The sequence below is a fragment of the Streptomyces sp. NPDC014727 genome (genome assembly GCF_043083485.1).
Lineage (GTDB): Bacteria > Actinomycetota > Actinomycetes > Streptomycetales > Streptomycetaceae > Streptomyces.
This window is the reverse complement of sequence record NZ_JBIBYR010000002.1, coordinates 111966-128589: the sequence shown is the minus strand read 5'-3', so window position 1 is coordinate 128589 and position 16624 is coordinate 111966. Positions and strand designations below refer to the sequence as shown.

General features: G+C 72.2%; 11 protein-coding genes. 4 read left to right on the top strand and 7 right to left on the bottom strand.

Going from position 1 to position 16624, the window contains the following annotated elements:
- Window positions 1-72 precede the first annotated feature (72 nt).
- The 4 genes from ACF1B9_RS04205 to ACF1B9_RS04190 form a co-directional block, all read right to left on the bottom strand.
- The gene (locus ACF1B9_RS04205) at window positions 73-1293 is read right to left on the bottom strand and encodes a vWA domain-containing protein (RefSeq protein ID WP_391738940.1); all 1221 of its coding nucleotides are present in this window, start codon (window positions 1291-1293) and stop codon (window positions 73-75) included.
- Window positions 1290-3776, bottom strand: a complete 2487-nt coding sequence (locus tag ACF1B9_RS04200; protein WP_391738939.1) for a DUF5682 family protein — start codon at window positions 3774-3776, stop codon at window positions 1290-1292. The genes ACF1B9_RS04205 and ACF1B9_RS04200 overlap by 4 nt, the downstream gene beginning before the upstream one ends.
- Window positions 3773-4885, bottom strand: coding sequence for an AAA family ATPase (locus ACF1B9_RS04195; protein ID WP_391738938.1), 1113 nt, complete (start codon window positions 4883-4885; stop codon window positions 3773-3775). The genes ACF1B9_RS04200 and ACF1B9_RS04195 overlap by 4 nt, the downstream gene beginning before the upstream one ends.
- Window positions 4886-4995: 110 nt before the next feature.
- Window positions 4996-5433 (bottom strand): hypothetical protein, encoded by a 438-nt coding sequence (locus ACF1B9_RS04190; protein ID WP_391738937.1) that lies wholly within the window; start codon window positions 5431-5433, stop codon window positions 4996-4998.
- A 132-nt stretch (window positions 5434-5565) separates the two neighbouring features.
- On the opposite strand from ACF1B9_RS04190, the gene ACF1B9_RS04185 reads away from it, so the two are divergent.
- Together ACF1B9_RS04185 and ACF1B9_RS04180 are read left to right on the top strand one after the other, a co-directional pair.
- Window positions 5566-7017 (top strand): SWIM zinc finger family protein, encoded by a 1452-nt coding sequence (locus ACF1B9_RS04185; RefSeq protein ID WP_391738936.1) that lies wholly within the window; start codon window positions 5566-5568, stop codon window positions 7015-7017.
- Window positions 7018-7039: 22 nt separating this feature from the next.
- Window positions 7040-8674, top strand: a complete 1635-nt coding sequence (locus ACF1B9_RS04180) for a DUF5691 domain-containing protein (protein ID WP_391738935.1) — start codon at window positions 7040-7042, stop codon at window positions 8672-8674.
- Between the two features lie 207 nt (window positions 8675-8881).
- Here the strand turns inward: ACF1B9_RS04180 and ACF1B9_RS04175 are convergent, their stop codons facing one another.
- Window positions 8882-9295 carry a cobalamin B12-binding domain-containing protein gene (locus ACF1B9_RS04175; protein WP_266415302.1) on the bottom strand — a complete coding sequence of 138 codons (414 nt, stop codon included), beginning with the start codon at window positions 9293-9295 and terminating at the stop codon, window positions 8882-8884.
- Between the two features lie 503 nt (window positions 9296-9798).
- Here ACF1B9_RS04175 and ACF1B9_RS04170 point away from each other — a divergent pair.
- Window positions 9799-10701: an esterase/lipase family protein gene (locus ACF1B9_RS04170; protein WP_391738933.1), complete on the top strand. Its 903-nt coding sequence runs from the start codon at window positions 9799-9801 to the stop codon at window positions 10699-10701.
- Window positions 10702-10763: 62 nt separating this feature from the next.
- Here the strand turns inward: ACF1B9_RS04170 and ACF1B9_RS04165 are convergent, their stop codons facing one another.
- Window positions 10764-11897, bottom strand: coding sequence for a winged helix DNA-binding domain-containing protein (locus tag ACF1B9_RS04165; RefSeq protein WP_391738932.1), 1134 nt, complete (start codon window positions 11895-11897; stop codon window positions 10764-10766).
- Between the two features lie 547 nt (window positions 11898-12444).
- Between ACF1B9_RS04165 and ACF1B9_RS04160 the strand changes: the two genes are divergently transcribed.
- The gene (locus ACF1B9_RS04160) at window positions 12445-14109 is read left to right on the top strand and encodes a M23 family metallopeptidase (protein WP_391738931.1); all 1665 of its coding nucleotides are present in this window, start codon (window positions 12445-12447) and stop codon (window positions 14107-14109) included.
- A 68-nt stretch (window positions 14110-14177) separates the two neighbouring features.
- On the opposite strand, the gene pcrA is transcribed toward ACF1B9_RS04160, so the two are convergent.
- The gene (pcrA, locus tag ACF1B9_RS04155; protein ID WP_391738930.1) at window positions 14178-16622 is read right to left on the bottom strand and encodes a DNA helicase PcrA; all 2445 of its coding nucleotides are present in this window, start codon (window positions 16620-16622) and stop codon (window positions 14178-14180) included.
- Window positions 16623-16624: the final 2 nt, after the last annotated feature.

Sequence of the window (16624 nt, the reverse complement as noted above, 5' to 3'; positions counted from 1 at the left end):
CCGATCCGCCTCGGCCCGGTCGGCCGGCCCGGCGGCCGTGCCGGCCCCCGCCCTCGTCGGTGCCGCCTCTCGTCACTGAAGGGTCTGCTTGTCCGGTACGGGCAGCGGCCTCTTCTCGATGGCCGCCGCCATCACCTCCGGGAAGAGATCAGGGGTGCATGCGAACGCGGGTGCGCCCAGGGACCCGAGGGCCGCCGCGTGGTCCCGGTCGTAGGCGGGCGCCCCCTCGTCGGACAGTGCGAGCAGCGTCACGAACTGCACGCCGGAGGCCTTCATCGCGGCGACCCGCTTCAGCATCTCGTTGCGTATGCCGCCCTCGTAGAGGTCGCTGATGAGCACGACGACGGTGTCGGCGGGGCGGGTGATCTTCGACTGGCAGTAGGCGAGCGCCCGGTTGATGTCGGTCCCGCCGCCGAGTTGGGTGCCGAAGAGTACGTCGACGGGGTCGTCGAGCTGGTCGGTGAGGTCGACCACGGCCGTGTCGAAGACGACGAGCCTGGTGCGCAGGGTGCGCATGGAGGCGAGCACCGCGCCGAAGACGGAGGCGTGGACGACCGAGGCCGCCATCGACCCGGACTGGTCGATGCAGAGGATGACGTCCTTCTTCACCGACTGTGCGGCCCGTCCGTAGCCGATGAGCCGCTCGGGGACGACGGTGCCGTACTCGGGGAGGTAGTTCTTGAGGTTGGCCCGGATGGTGCGGTCCCAGTCGATGTCGTGGTGGCGCGGGCGGTTGATCCTGGCCGAACGGTCCAGCGCGCCGGTGAGTGTGGCCCGGGTGCGGGTGGCCAGCCGCTTCTCCAGATCGTCGACGACCTTGCGCACGACCGCTCTTGCGGTCTCCTTCGTCGTCTCGGGCATGGCCTTGTTGAGCGAGAGGAGCGTCCCGACGAGGTGGACGTCCGCCTCGACGGCCTCCAGCATCTCCGGTTCGAGAAGCAGGGCGGCGAGCCCGAGTCGGTCGATCGCGTCACGCTGCATGACCTGGACCACGGAGCTGGGGAAGTAGGTGCGGATGTCTCCGAGCCAGCGGGCGACCGAGGGGGCGGAGGCCCCGAGCCCCGCCGAGCGGCTGTTCCCGCCCCGGCCGCCGGGATCCGCCCCGCCGCCGTACAGCGCGTTGAGTGCGCCGTCCATCGCCGCGTCGCGTCCGGTGAGGGTGCGGCCGGTGCTCTCGGCGCTGTCGCCGCCCAGGACCAGCCGCCACCGGCGCAGCCGTTCGTCGTTCGCCGGGCCGCCGGACGGCGAGCCGGGGGCCGGGTGCGGTGCGGTGCCGGCCGTGTCCGTGGTCATCCTGTCGCCCCCAGCGGTTCCTTGGCGTTCTCGACTCTCTCGTTCCTTTCGTCCCCCTCGCGCGGGTCGACGCCGCCCGGGTCCGGACCGGTGCCGGAGCCCGGACCGAGCATCAGGCGCAGCACCGGTACCACCGCGTCGGCCCGGTCCGTGTCGAGTCCGGGGCCGAAGCCGGGCGTCGTCGTGCCGGTACCGGTGGCTGTCGGTCCCCCGCCGGCGGGCCCGCGCCGTACCAGTTCACCCAGCGTGCGCCGTACGCCCGCCTCGTACGCCGAGAAGGTGCGGCGCAGCAGGGGCAGTACATCGGCGAAGGTGTCGGCGGGAACCTCGGTGAGCCAGTCGTCGACCAGGCCGAGCAGCCGCTCGTCGTGGACGAGGAGCATGCCGCCCCCTGCGGCCCCGCCGACGAACCCCTCGATCCAGGCGGCGGCCTCGGCCGGGGGTGTGCCGGGCGAGAGGGCCAGGCCCATCAGCCGTGCCGCGTCGTCCTCCGCGAGCCGTCCTTCGTCGAGCAGCAGCCGGGCCGCACGGCCCCGGATGACGCCCGCGACCGTGTCCCGGGCAGCGAGCCCGTGCAGTACGGCGGTCCAGCGCGCACGCAGCCCGGCCCCGGCGGCATCCGCCCCGACGGCCCCCGTGAGCAGCCCGATCGCGGAGTGCACACCGTCGACCCGGCGGCGCAGTTCGGCGGCACCGTCGGCATCGAGTCCGGTGCACGCGGGCGGCAGTCCGACGCAGATCCGTTCGGCGAGCCCGGTCGCGACCCCGCCGAGCGCCGCCGTGTCCGTGGACCGCACGTCCCCGTAGCGCAGGGTGCGGGCCAGCGCGGGAAGGGCGTCGGCGAGATGACCGACGTCGGCGTCGAGCGCGGCGCGGTCGGCGAGGACCCTCATCACCACGGGGAGTGCGTCGGGCAGTTCCGCGAGGAGGCAGTGCTCGGCCAGGGCGGTGACCTCGGCGAGCGTGGTCGCCGAGGCGGCCCGGGACTCGGCCCTGGCGGTCGCGGCGGAGAGCACGGTGGTGCCCCAGGTCCCGGCCTCCGCGACGTGCACGTACAGCTCGGGTTCCCAGCGCAGCCGCCAGCTCTCCCGGAACGTGCCGGTGCTCGCCCGGCCTGCGGCGGGCTCGCCCCAGCCGACGGCGAGGATCCGCAGCCGGTGGAGCAGCCGGCTGCGGGCCGCGTCGGTGTCCTTGCGCAGGTCGAGCTCCAACTCCCGCTCCAGCGACTCCGGTTTGAGCCGGAGCGTGCGCTGCTGTCGGGTGAGGTCGCGTTGCAGGGGCACGGCGGGGGCGGTGTCCGGCACTTCACCGAGTGTCTCGCCGACGATCAGCCGGTTCTGCACGAGCGCGAGCGGCACATCGGAGCCTTCGCACATCACGGCCCGGATGGCGTCGGTCGTCTCGCCCAGACCGGCGAGCGGGCGGCCCCGCATGACGGCGAGGGCCTCGGCGAGCCGGACGGCCTCGATGACATGGGCGGACGAGACGAACCGGTCCTCGTCGCGAAGGAGCCCGGCGACCTTGGTCATCCACCGTTCGACCGGACGGTCGGCGGCGTCGAAGAGGTGCCCGTACCAGCCGGGTGAGTCGATGCCCGCTCCGTATCCGCTGTGCCGGGCGAGCCGACGGTGCGACCAGGGGACCCAGGTCAGCTCGGCCTTGACCTTGGGCAGCCCCTTGAGCAGGGCCCTGTCGGCGGCGAGCGTGGTCTTCGCACCGAGCGCGGGCACGTGCCAGGCGCCGCAGACGACCGCGACGTCCTCGCCGAACTCCTTCACCGCCTTGCGCAGTTGGAGGCGCATGTACGCCTCCCGGACGGTGTCGCGGGGATGGCCGCCGTCCCCGTACACCTCGCGCAGGGCAGTCATCGCCTCGGCGAGCACGGCGAACGGTGCCCGCGGATCGGTGGCCGCGCCGTCCCGGGCGCGGTGTTCGACGACGTCCTCCCACCAGCACTCCGGATCGTCGTAACCGGCCGTCTCGGCCAGCACGCCGATGGGGTCGACCGGTGCGGGTGCGGGCGGGCCGCCCGTGCCCGCCGCCGGGTCCGCGCCCGTGTCCGCCGCCCCCTTCCCGCCCTCGTTCCCGTCTCCGTTCTCGTCCCCCTCGCCGTCGTGGCCCGCTCGGTGCTCCTTGGCCTGTGTCATGGCCAGTGAGTTGGCGGCGGGCAGGTCGATGAAACGGACCGGCACGTCGTGCGCCAGCGCCCAGCGGATCGCGACCCACTCGGGCGAGAACGCCGCCAGTGGCCAGAACGCCGCCCGCCCGGGGTCGTCCACGGCGTGGGCGAGGAGCGCGACCGGCGGCCGCATCCGCTCGTCGGCGGCCAGCGGCAGCAGTGCGTCACCCTCCGGGGGACCCTCGATGAGCACGGCCTCCGGGCGGGCGGCTTCCAGGGCCGCGCGGACGGCGCGGGCCGAACCGGGCCCGTGGTGCCGCACCCCCAGCAGCAGCGGTCCGGCAGGACGCGCGGCCCGGGTCATACGGACACCTCGCGGCAGGCGCGGTAGAAGTCCTTCCACCCGTCCCGCTCACGGACCACGGTCTCCAGGTACTCCTGCCAGATCACCCGGTCGGCCGCGGGGTCGCGGACGACCGCGCCGAGGATGCCCGCCGCCACGTCACCGGGGCGCAGCACGCCGTCGCCGAAGTGCGCGGCCAGCGCGAGGCCGTTGGTGACGACGGAGATCGCCTCGGCCGTCGACAGCGTCCCCGAGGGGGATTTGAGTTTGGTACGCCCGTCGGTGGTGACGCCGTCGCGCAGTTCGCGGAAGACCGTGACGACACGCCGGATCTCGGCCGTGCCGTCGGGTGCGGCCGGGAGGTCGAGCGAGCGCCCGATCTGATCGACGCGCCGGGACACGATGTCGACCTCCGCGTCGGGGGTGGCCGGCAACGGAAGCACCACGGTGTTGAACCGGCGGCGCAACGCGCTGGACAGCTCGTTGACTCCGCGGTCGCGGTCGTTGGCGGTGGCGATGACGTTGAATCCGCGGACCGCCTGGACCTCCTGCCCCAGTTCCGGGACGGGGAGGGTCTTCTCCGACAGGATCGTGATGAGCGAGTCCTGCACATCGGCGGGGATCCGGGTGAGCTCCTCGATCCGCGCGGTCATGCCTCCGGACATGGCGCGCATGAGCGGGCTGGGCACCAGGGCGTCCCGGCTGGGCCCGTGCGCGAGCAGTTGCGCGTAGTTCCAGCCGTAGCGGACGGCCTCCTCCGGGGTACCGGCCGTGCCCTGGACGAGCAGCGTCGAATCACCGCTGACGGCGGCCGCGAGATGCTCGGACACCCAGGTCTTGGCGGTGCCGGGAACGCCGAGGAGCAGCAGGGCCCGGTCGGTGGCGAGCGTGGTCACGGCGACCTCGACGAGGCGGCGCGGACCGACGTACTTGGGTGTGATCACCGTGCCGTCGGACAGGGTGCCGCCGAGCAGGTAGGTGGCGACGGCCCACGGCGAAAGCCGCCAACGCGCGGGCCGCGGGCGGTCGTCGGCCGCGGCGAGGGCCTTCAGCTCGTGGGCGAAGGCGTCCTCGGCATGCGGTCGCAGTGCCTGCGCGGCCACGGCTGCGGTGGTTTCGGACACGGTCATGGATCCCCCTCCAGATCGGTCGACCTGATGTGGTTCCCACCGTGCACCATGGCACTGACAATCGGTCCCGACCGCAGGTCAGGACCGATTCGGCCGCTTCGGGGCGGAGTTCAGCCCGCCACCGGCGAGACCGCGACGCAACCGCCCGCGGTGAGAAGGCCCTTGCCTTCGGCCTTCTTGATGACCTTGCCCTTGTACGTGATCGAGCAGGCCACCTCGGCCCCGTCCTCGTCCAGGGCGACCGGCATGACGGCGGGCGGCATGATTCCGCGCAATGTGACGGTCTTCCGCCACGGCAGGGTGGGGGACTCGACCGTCTCGATCTTCGGTTCCATGGCCTTGCCCCCGCCCCCGTGGAACTGGATCTCGTCGACGTTCGTGCCGGTGACCTCGTACGTGACCTCGTAGGTGTCGTCGACGGCCTTGTCCACCTGGTCGACGGTCTCGGAGCAGGCGCCGAGGCCCATGGCGAGGCCGAGGACGACGGCTGCGCAGACGGCAGTGCGCACGGTGCCGGCGTGACGGATGTTGCGGACGACATGGCTCATCGGTTGATCCCCCCGGATCCGAGTGTGCGAGCTCGCAGCGAATCGCAAAGGGACAGTAAAGTCAAGTGGTGCGCATGACGACGAATCAGCAGGTCAGAAGGATTGTCAGTGGCGCGCTCTACCGTCGTTCCCATGCTGCTATCTCACGGGGGAGAACCCTTGCGCGCGGCCGACCCGGCAGCGCGCTGGACGGTGGAGCAGGTCCTGGCCCTGGCTCCTGACGAGGCATCACGCAGGGCGGGGAGCAAGCTCGGTTCGGCCGGACCGTGGTCGGGCGCCGGGTGTGACGGTTCGGGCGCGGTGTGGGGGCTGTGCAGAGGAAGCGGGAGCAAGCCGTATCAGACCGTGGTCGACACCACCGGCCCTGCGTACACGTGCAGTTGTCCCAGCCGGAAGTTCCCGTGCAAGCACGCGTTGGGCCTGCTGCTGGTCTGGGCGTCCGGCGAATCGGCCCTGCCCGCGGGCGGGGTCCCGGACTGGGCCGGTGAGTGGCTGACGGGCCGTCGCAGTCGCGATGAGGACAAGAAGAACGGGGAGAAGGCCGGGTCTGCGGCGGGCGGCACCCCGGCCACCGGACCGGCCGATCCGGAGGCCGTCCGGCGGCGTGCCGAGCGCCGGGCCGAACGGATCACCGGCGGTGCGCAGGAGCTGGAGCAGCGGCTGGGGGATCTGCTGCGCGGCGGTCTGGCGGCGGCCGATCAGTCGGGGTACGGGCTGTGGGAGGAGACGGCCGCCCGCATGATCGACGCCCAGGCTCCCGGTCTGGCCTCACGGGTGAGGGAGTTGGGTGCCGTACCGGCGTCCGGACCGGGCTGGCCGGTGCGACTGCTGGAGGAGTGCGCGCTGCTCCATCTGCTGGACAGCGCATGGCTGCGCATCGACCGGCTGCCGGAGCCACTGGCGGCCACGGTCCGCACACGCGTGGGGCTGACGGCCCCCGCCGAGGGCCCGACGGTCCGCGACCACTGGCTGGTCCTCGCCCAGTACGACGCCCCGGACGGCAAGCTCGTCACGCGCCGGATCTGGCTGTACGGGAAGGAATCGGGCCGCATGGCGTTCCTGCTCTCCTTCGGGGCGGCCGGGCGCTCCCCCGCTCTGGCACTGCCGGTGGGCGTCACGATCGATGCCGAGGTCACGCCCTATCCGGGCACCGGCCGGCTGAGGGCGGAGCTGGGCCGGCAGTTCGGTGTCCCGTCATCGGCCGGTTCGCCACCGACAGGCGGCACGGTGGCGACCGCGATCGGTGCGTACGGGGACGCGCTGCACAACGATCCCTGGCTGGACTCCTGGCCGGTGACGCTGCGCGATGTCATACCCGTGCCGTCCGGGAACGGGTGGCAACTGGTGGACGCGACGGGGGACGCAGCTCTGCCCCTCACCCCGGCGGCGCTGTCCAGGCCCGGCCTGTGGAAGCTCGTCGCGCTCTCCGGCGGCTCCCCGGTCACGGTCTTCGGCGCATGCGGCCACCGGGGCTTCGACCCGTTCACGGCCTGGGCCACGGACACGGATGCCGACGGTGCCGGGACCGGCGGCGCCGAGATCAGCACCGCCGCGACGACGTCCGAAACCGTGCCGCTCATCTGACATCGGATTCGAAGGGGGACCCATGCCTCGCACCACCACAGCCTCGCCCCGCACCACCACAGCCATGCCACCGACCGTCACGGACATGCCATGGGAGGAGCTCGTCACCTCGGCGCTCCTCGGCACCGACCGCCGCCCCCCGGAGGGAGGGGCCGGGCCGGTCGGACTGCTGGACGCGGCGGCGCTCCACACCGTTCGGCGCAGGGCGGGGCTGCTGCCCGCCGCCGCGGCCGCCCGTCCCCGCCCGGCGCCCGCCGATCCCCGCCCGCCGCTGCCTCAGGCCGCCCGGCGCAGACTGGCCCAACTCCTCACAGACCGTTCGGCATCGGGCGGCTCGGGCGGCCGGCGAGGCACGGCGCCCGATCTCATGGAGCTGATCCCGCAGTGGCTGGCCACCGCCAGCCGGCACGGCTACGGGGCACCGCCCGCGCTGCTCCCGCCCCTGCTGGACGCGGCCAGGTCCCGCACCGATCTGCGGCCTCAGGCACTGGCCTTCGCCGGACCGCGCGGGTTGTGGCTGGCCGGACTGAACCCCGAGTGGAAGTTCGCGCTGCGCGGCTCGCCCAGCGGCTCGTCGCTGCCCGACGTCACGGATCCGGAAGCGGTCTCCCGGCTCTGGCAAGAGGGCCTCTTCGCCGAACGGGTCGCCCTGCTCGGGGCCGTACGCTCGCACGATCCGGCCGAGGCGCTCGCGCTGCTCGGCACCACATGGACGACCGAGCGCGCCGAGGACCGGCTGATGTTCCTCGATTCTCTGCGCACGGGACTGTCCGCGGTGGACGAGCCCTTCCTGGAACAGGCCCTCTCCGACCGCAGCCGCAATGTCCGCTCGACGGCCGCCGAACTGCTGTCCGCGCTGCCGGAGTCGGCGTTCGCCCGACGGATGGCGGCCCGCGCGATGTCCTGTGTGAGTCCGGACCTCACGGATGACGCCGCCTCCGTCGCCGTGGAGGCCCCGCACGAGTGCGACGCGGCGATGGAGCGCGACGGAGTGGTGGCGGTGCCGCCGTCCGGCCGGGGCGAACGGTCTTGGTGGCTGGGCCAGTTGGTGGAGGCCGCACCGCTGGCCACCTGGCCCGCGCGATTCGGTGGCTGTACCGCGCAGGAGGTGGTCGCCCTGCCGGTGGCCGACGGCTGGACGGAGGAGCTCCACGCGGCATGGTGCCGGGCGGCGGTGCGGCAGCGGGATCCGGAGTGGGCCCGCGCGCTGCTCGGCTCCCCCTCCGTCCCCCCGTCGCACGGCCCCGGTACGGCGTCGCTCGCCGAGCGGTCGAAGCTCCTCGCGGTACTTCCCGCATCCGAACGGGGCGAATGGGTGGCCGGCTTCATCGCGGCGCACGGGCTGTCCGAGGCGTTCCAGTTGCTCGGGGTCTGTCCCACGCCGTGGGCCGAGCCGCTCGGCCGCTCGGTCGTCGACGCCCTGGACATCGCCCGGGACGCGGGCAGCTACCCCTGGAGCTTCAGCGGTGTGATGGGCCTCGCCGAACGCTGCTTGAACCCGGCCGAGGCGGACCGTCTCGAAATCCTCACCACCACCCCGGACGAACCGGAAGACGCCTCACCGGGCGCGAACGGCTACTGGTCGGAGGCGTTCCAACGTCTGGTCTCCACATTGCGGCTGCGCGCGACGATGGACGTGGAGCTGATACCGGGCTGAGGGGGTCGAGGAACTACGACGGTCTGTGCGTGGGCCGGGGAGGCAGGGGCCCGGCACCTGTGCACGGCGCGGGAGGGGGCCGTCGGCCTGCACCCGGGTCCGGACGTCACCCCGGGTCCGGGCATCACCCGGCCGGGGGCCGGGGCAGCCGGGCACACCACCCCGGGCAGGCGGGCCGAGCGGCCCGCTGCCTCGTGGTGGGAAGGGTCAGGCCTCCGCGGGGTGCCGGACGTTCGCATTGACCCAGTCGACGATCGACGCCGTCGTCGCACCCGGGGTGAAGATCTCCGCGACGCCCTGGTCCTTCAGCGGCGCGATGTCCGCCTCCGGGATGATGCCGCCGCCGAAGACCTTGATGTCCTCCGCCTCGCGCTCCTTCAGCAGCTCGATCACCTTGGCGAAGAGCGTGTTGTGCGCACCGGAGAGGATCGACAGGCCGATCGCGTCGGCGTCCTCCTGGATCGCGGTGTCCACGATCTGCTCCGGCGTCTGGTGGAGCCCGGTGTAGATGACCTCCATACCGGCGTCGCGCAGCGCCCGCGCGATCACCTTGGCCCCGCGATCATGGCCGTCGAGGCCCGGCTTGGCCACCACCACACGGATAGGACCGGTCACACCCATCACTGCCTCCACATGCGTCTCCCGTGCCTGAAGGGCCGGGGATGTGAACGAACGTTATCGACAGCATCCCGCAACCCGCCGTTTCGCGGTGGGCGGGGAGGGGGAAATCACACGTGGGACATGTTCGCCGGGCGCCGTTCCCGTTTCAGGCGGCACACCTGCCGTGCGGGACCGGCCGTCAGGGGAGCCGCTACGAGGTCACCGTACCGCCGCGCCGCCAGCCGCGCGGCACGGCGGTACGGCCTGTCGTCCCCCCAGGGCGCCGGGACCATCAGTGTCGGGACCATCGGCGCCGGGACCATCGGCGCCGGGACCATCGGTGTCGGGACCGTCGGTGTCGGGACCGTCGGCCGAGCATGCGCCGGTCACCACCGGGAGCGTCGGCCGGCGAACCGACCCCGGCCGGATGGCCGCGCGTGCCGCCCGCACCTCCGCGACGGCACCCCATGAGGGCATACGGGGACGGGAGCCGCCTCCCCGCCTGCCGGAGCAGGAGGTCGGCCATGAGGGTCCTGCCTTTCTTTCCCGTACCGCTGCGCCGGCCGTCTCCGTGCTGCACCCGGCTGTCGTCCGCGCTGTTCAAGGCCACCGCACTTGAGCTGGTGGTCCTCGCCGGGCACGTACTCCTCTACCCCACCGGCATCGCAGGGGAACGGCGCCCTCCGTCGCGCCTGGCCGGACCGCCCGCCGCCACCGCACCCGCCGGGACGACCGCCCTCCCCGCCGGGGCGGGCGAGCAGCCGCCCGTCGTACTCCTGCACGGCTTCATCGACAACCGGTCGGTCTTCGTCCTGCTCCGCCGCTCCCTCGCCCGGCACGGCCGACGCCACCTGGAATCGCTCAACTACTCGCCGCTGACCTGCGACATCCGTACGGCGGCCGAGCTGCTCGGGCGGCACGTCGAGGAGATCTGTGCCCGCACCGGTCACCACGAGGTCGACATCGTCGGGCACAGCCTCGGTGGCCTGATCGCCCGCTACTACGTACAGCGGCTGGGCGGTGACCAACGGGTCCGCACGCTGGTCACCCTCGGCACACCGCACGGGGGCACGGCCTTCGCCCCGCCGGCGAGTGCTCACCCGATCGTGCGCCAGATGCGCACGGGCTCCGCACCGATCGAGGAACTGCGCAGGCCGGCACCCGGCTGCCGTACCCGGTTCGTGAGTTTCTGGAGCGAGCTGGACCGGGTGATCGTCCCGGCCGAGGCGGCCTGCATCGACCATCCGGATCTCGACGTGCTGAACGTACGCGTCAGCGGGATCGGCCATCTCGCGCTCCCCGTCCACCCGACCGTCGCCGGAGCGGTCCGGCAGGCCCTGGAGTCCCGCGAGGCACTGACCGAAGCCACCGGAGCGGCAGGGGACACCGGAGCGGCCGGGGACACCGGGACCGTTTCGGTGGCGTGATCCTCGTCCCGCGCCGACGAACGACGCGCGCGTACCGCCGGAGTCCGGGCAACGACCCGTGGTCACAGCAGCCGCACCTCCGCGTCGGGGAGCTTCGCCCACCAGTGGCGGTAGCGGCTGTAGACCGCGGCCTCGCGGTCGCCGAGAAGCGCGGTCAAGGACCGGGCCTCGGTGGCGAGTCCGTCCCAGGTGGCGGGCGACAGGGGGTGGAAGGCCGTGGCCTCGATCCCGCCGTCCATCGGGCGCCACACCCCGGCGACATGGCCGTCCACCAGCAGGGTGGGCAGCACGTCGCCGTTCCTCCGGATCACCAGAGGGCGGTAGGCCGGGGGTATCACCCGGCTGCGGTCGGCGTAGGCCAGCAGAATGCTGTCCCACATCGCCATGAGCCGGGGCGGCGCATGGGTGTCCGCGGGCGGCCGGGAGGCGCCGGGGAGGTCGAACAACGTGACGCCGTCCGGCCCCCGGAGCTGCTCGACGGCGCCGTCCAGCGCGCCGAGGGCCTCACGGACGGGAGCCCGCCGCACCAGGGCGAACTGCGCCACGTCCGCCACCGAAGCGGGCCCGAACCCCGCCAGATAGCGCAGGATCAGAGTCCGCAGCGCCTGCGGCTCCGCCGCCTGCCCCGTGGAGGCTGGCCCCGTCCCGGCCGCGACGAAGGACGGCCGGGGGCCGAACGACCACGGCGCGTCCGTCGGGACGTGGTGCAGCGGCGCGTACGCCTTCAGCCCCCACCACGCCCCGTCCTTCTTCTCGGCGCCTGTCCGCTCCTCGACCCACGCCTGCATCTGCGCCGAGGTGCGCGGGCGACGAGTGAAGGCCAGGAGCTCCGGCACCAACTCATCGGCATCCGCGGGGGTCAGTCCCGTGGCGGCGAAACGGAAGCCGAGCCGGGAGGCGTACAGCGTGGGCTGCATCGCCGCGCGGAAGACCGGGTAGTCCTCGGCGTGCACGGCGTGCAGGGTGATCCGCATCAGGGGCGCCTTGACCACCGAACGTCCGGTGAAGCCGGCGTCGAGCTCGGCCGGAGCGAAATCGGTGAGCCGGTTCCACAGCGCGAGATACGGCGAGGCCGGGTGCTGCGCCTGGAGCGCGACCACGCGCCGCACCCCGTCGGGGACGCTCAGCGGCTCACGATCCAGCAGCAGTTGGCGACTGAGGGTCGCCCGGTTGAGCTCACGAGCAGTCATCATCACAGCGCAGGATTCTGCCCCACGCCGCACACGCCATCGGTGGTGCGGCGCCTGCCCCCGGTGCGGTCTCCGGCGTCGACGGGCCGTCCGACGCTCCACCATCGCTCAGCCGGCGACGGGGAATTGCGCGTGACCTCCGGATTCGCGATCGCTCGCTCCGGGGGACCGACAGCGAAGTCGCCGCCGGCACACGCCCGGTCCCCGTGGCACACGCTCGATCCGACGGCACGCACCCGGTTCCATCGGCGCGATTGTCGCCCGGCAGCGGTTTCTTGGCAGAGGTTTCACCAACAGAAGACAAACCGGGTGGAACCGCCGCCGCGCCACCCGCGCCGCAGGTCTCACAAATGGAACGCGTTTCGAACATAGAGCCAAGGCTGTGTGGACAGCCCGCCGAAAGACGGTCGATTGCCCGTTTCCTGAGCCGCCCGAACCCGCCGAAGATTGTCGGCGTCGCATACCGCCGGGTACAGTCGCGGCCACTGCTCCCCCTGGGATCCCGCGCCGGAACCCAGACAAAGGTCCTGCTGCCGAGGCGAGAGAGAAGTTGGTGGACGACCAGCCCCCCCACGCCGGGTTCGCCGGATACGACGGCCGGGCCGCCGGCGGTTTCGACAACGATCCGCTCTTCGGTTCCCTCCCCGGCAGCCACGACAGCACGTACGGCAGCGGTTACGACACCGGGCAGATCGCGCAGGCCGTGCAGGCCACCCGGGCCGGATACAGCGGCCAGTACGACTCCACGCAGTGGGACACGGGGGCACACCCGACCGCCTCGTACGACGCCCACGCCTCGTACGCGACGCAGTCCCAGTCGCAGTACGCCGCGGGTCCGGTGTACGACACCACGACCGCCTGGACGTCCGACGCCGACTACAGCACGACAGGAACCACGGCCACCGCCTTCACCGACATCCCGGCACCGGGCGGCACCCCGGACTCCACGGGTCAGTGGGACACCAACGGCTGGTACGGGACCGGCCAGTGGGCGACGACCGGCACGGCCGCCTACGACACCGGCGCGTACGACGCCACCGCCTGGAACACCGGCGCCACGCCCGAGCACGAACAGCAAACCGTGCAAACTACGCAAACCGCACAGGTGTTGCACGAGGTGCCGCCGTCACACGAGGCATACGAAGCACAAGAGGCACACAGAGCGCACGGGGCGCGAGGAACGCACCAGCCGTACGATTCCTACGCCGATCAGGACTCCTTCGACTTCGCCGCGTACGAACCCCACACCACCGCCGAGTTCAGCCTCCCGGAAGCGGACTTCGAAACCGACGGACACGGCACGGACGGACACGGCACCGACAGCCATGGCACCGGCGGTCACGAAGCCTCGGCGGACGACAGCGACGACGGCGACGACAGCGACGGCGGCACGGAAACCGCTGCCGTCGACACCGCACCCGCCGCCCACAGCCCCCTCGGCCGCCCCGCGACGCGCAACGGTGGCGGCGGCAGCCGCAGTCGGCGGCGTTCCCCCGCGAAGCGTTCCGCACTCCTCACCGTCGCCGTTCCCTCCGCCTGCGTGATGAGCGTGGCCGGTATCGCCGCGGCCTCCGTCAGCGGTCTGGGCGGCGAGGACAAGAAGGACGACAACACCACGACGATGGCGGCGGCCGACCCCGGCTCCGTCAAGCCGGTCGCGGCCAACAACAAGCTGGACACCCAGCTCGCCAACCTCAGCGCCGACGCAGAGAACTTCGGCGACCGTGTCAGCCGTACCCAGGAGCGCATCGACCTGAGGGAGCGGCAGGCCGCCGAGAAGAAGAAGCGGGAGGAAGAGGCCGCCCGCAAGGAGGCGCTGCGCCCCAAGTACGTCATGCCGGTCGCGCAGCACGGCCTCAGCGCGTACTTCGGCCAGGCGGGCGTCAACTGGATGTCCGTGCACACGGGCATCGACTTCCCCGTCTCGTACGGCACCCCCGTGATGGCCGCGACCGACGGCACAGTACGCACCCAGTGGAACAGTGCCTACGGGAACATGGCCATCGTCACCACGGCCGACGGGACCGAGACCTGGTACTGCCACCTGAGCAGCACCAGGATCCGCTCGGGTGCGGTCAAGGCCGGTGACGTCATCGCGTACTCGGGCAACACGGGGAACTCGACCGGCCCGCACCTGCACTTCGAGGTGCGGCCCGGCGGGGGCGCGGCCATAGACCCGCTCCCCTGGCTCCGCAGCCACGGCGTCGACCCGAACTGAGCCGCCCGCCGACCGCCCCGCCATCGCGCGGACGGCGGCCGACGCGACGGCCCCGGCCGTCGGCCCGCCTACAGCTTCTCGACCGGTGCGTACCGCAGCAGCAGCTTCTTCGGCCGCTCGTCCCCGAAGTCGACCGTCGCCTTCGCCTGGTCGCCGATCCCCTCGACCGCCGTCACCGTGCCCAGCCCGAACTGGTCGTGCGTCACCCGGTCCCCGACCACCAGCGTGATCGTCGGCTTGTCCGAGGTCCGCCGGGTCGCGAAGCCCGAGGGGCCGGACCGCGAACGCGACGAGGACAGCGACGAGGTGATCCCCGACGTCGGCCCGGCCGGGGCCGCCATCGGGCCGGTCCGCTTCCACTCCAGGTGCTGGTCCGGGATCTCCTCCAGGAACCGGGACGGCGGGTTGTACGAGGGCTGACCCCAGGCACTGCGCATCGCCGCCCGGGTCAGATAGAGCCGCTCGCGGGCACGGGTGATGCCGACGTACGCGAGCCGCCGCTCCTCCTCCAGCTCCTTGACCTGGCCGAGCGCGCGCATGTGCGGGAAGACGCCGTCCTCCATGCCCGTCAGGAAGACCACCGGGAATTCGAGGCCCTTGGCGGTGTGCAGCGTCATCAGCGTGATGACGCCGGAGCCGTCCTCGTCCTCGTCGGGGATCTGGTCGGAGTCCGCGACGAGCGCGACCCGCTCCAGGAACTCGGCGAGCGTGCCCGCGCCTTCCTCGCCGGCCTCGCCGCGCTCCTGCTCGAATTCGAGGGCGACGGCGGCGAGTTCCTGGAGGTTCTCGATCCGGGTCTCGTCCTGCGGGTCGGTGGACGACTGGAGCTCGGCGAGATAACCGGTCCGCTCCAGGACGGCCTCCAGGACCACCGCCGGGCCCGCGCCGGACTCGACGATCGTGCGCAGCTCCTCCATCAGCGTGTTGAACCGCTTGACGGCGTTGGCCGACCGGGCCGCCATGCCGTACGCCTCGTCGACCCGGCGCAGCGCCTGCGGGAAGGTGATCTTCTCGCGCAGGGACAGCGCGTCGATCATCGCCTCGGCGCGGTCACCGATGCCGCGCTTGGGCACGTTGAGGATGCGGCGCAGCGGGACGGTGTCCTCGGGGTTGGCGAGAACCCGGAGGTAGGCCAGGACGTCCCGGACCTCCTTGCGCTCGTAGAAGCGCACGCCGCCGACGACCTTGTAGGGCAGGCCGACGCGGATGAAGATCTCTTCGAAGACCCGGGACTGCGCGTTCGTACGGTAGAAGATCGCGACGTCTCCGGCCTTGGCGTCGCCCGCGTCGGTCAGCCGGTCGATCTCGTCGGCGACGAACTGGGCCTCGTCGTGCTCGGTGTCGGCGACGTAGCCGGTGATCCGGGCGCCCGTGCCGGCGTTCGTCCAGAGGTTCTTGGGACGGCGGCTCTCATTGCGCTCGATGACCGCGTTGGCGGCGGACAGGATCGTCTGCGTGGAGCGGTAGTTCTGCTCCAGCAGGATCGTCGTCGCGTTCGGGTAGTCCTCCTCGAACTGGAGGATGTTGCGGATGGTCGCGCCGCGGAACGCGTAGATCGACTGGTCCGCGTCACCGACGACGCACAGCTCGGCGGGGGCGTCGTGCTCGCCGGCCGGGCCGACCAGTTCGCGTACGAGGGTGTACTGGGCGTGGTTGGTGTCCTGGTACTCGTCGACCAGGACGTGCCGGAAGCGGCGGCGGTAGTGCTCGGCGACGTCGGGGAACGCCTGCAGCAGGTGGACCGTCGTCATGATGATGTCGTCGAAGTCCAGCGCGTTGGCCTCGCGCAGCCGGGACTGGTACATCGCGTAGGCCTGGGCGAGGGTCTTCTCGAAACCGTCCGCAGCCTGGCCGGCGAAGGTCTCCTCGTCGATCAGTTCGTTCTTCAGGTTGGAGACCTTGGCCGTGAACGACTTCGGCGGGAAGCGCTTCGGGTCGAGGTCGAGATCACGGCAGACCAGGGCCATCAGCCGCTTGGAGTCGGCGGCGTCGTAGATCGAGAACGACGAGGTGAAGCCGAGCTTCTTCGACTCGCGGCGCAGGATGCGTACGCACGCGCTGTGGAAGGTCATGACCCACATGGCGTTGGCGCGCGGTCCGACGAGCTGTTCGACGCGCTCCTTCATCTCGCCCGCGGCCTTGTTGGTGAAGGTGATCGCCAGGATCTGGCCGGGGTGCACCCCGCGCTCGGCGAGGAGGTGGGCGATCCGGTGGGTCAGCACCCGGGTCTTGCCCGAGCCCGCCCCGGCGACGATGAGCAAGGGGGAGCCGGCGTGGACCACCGCGGCGCGCTGTTCGGTGTTCAGCCCGTCGAGGAGCGCCGCGGAATCGATGACGGGGCGGTGCGCACCGTCACGGTAGTACGCGTCCCTGGGCGGCGGGGGCCCGTCGAAGACGCCCGCGAAGAGGTCCTCCGGCACCGCTTCGGGTGCGGAGTCCTCGGGGGGCGGCGGGGGCTCTTCCTCCGAGTGCTGGAGGCCGGCCAGGAAGCTGTCGTCAAAGAGGCTGCTCATCG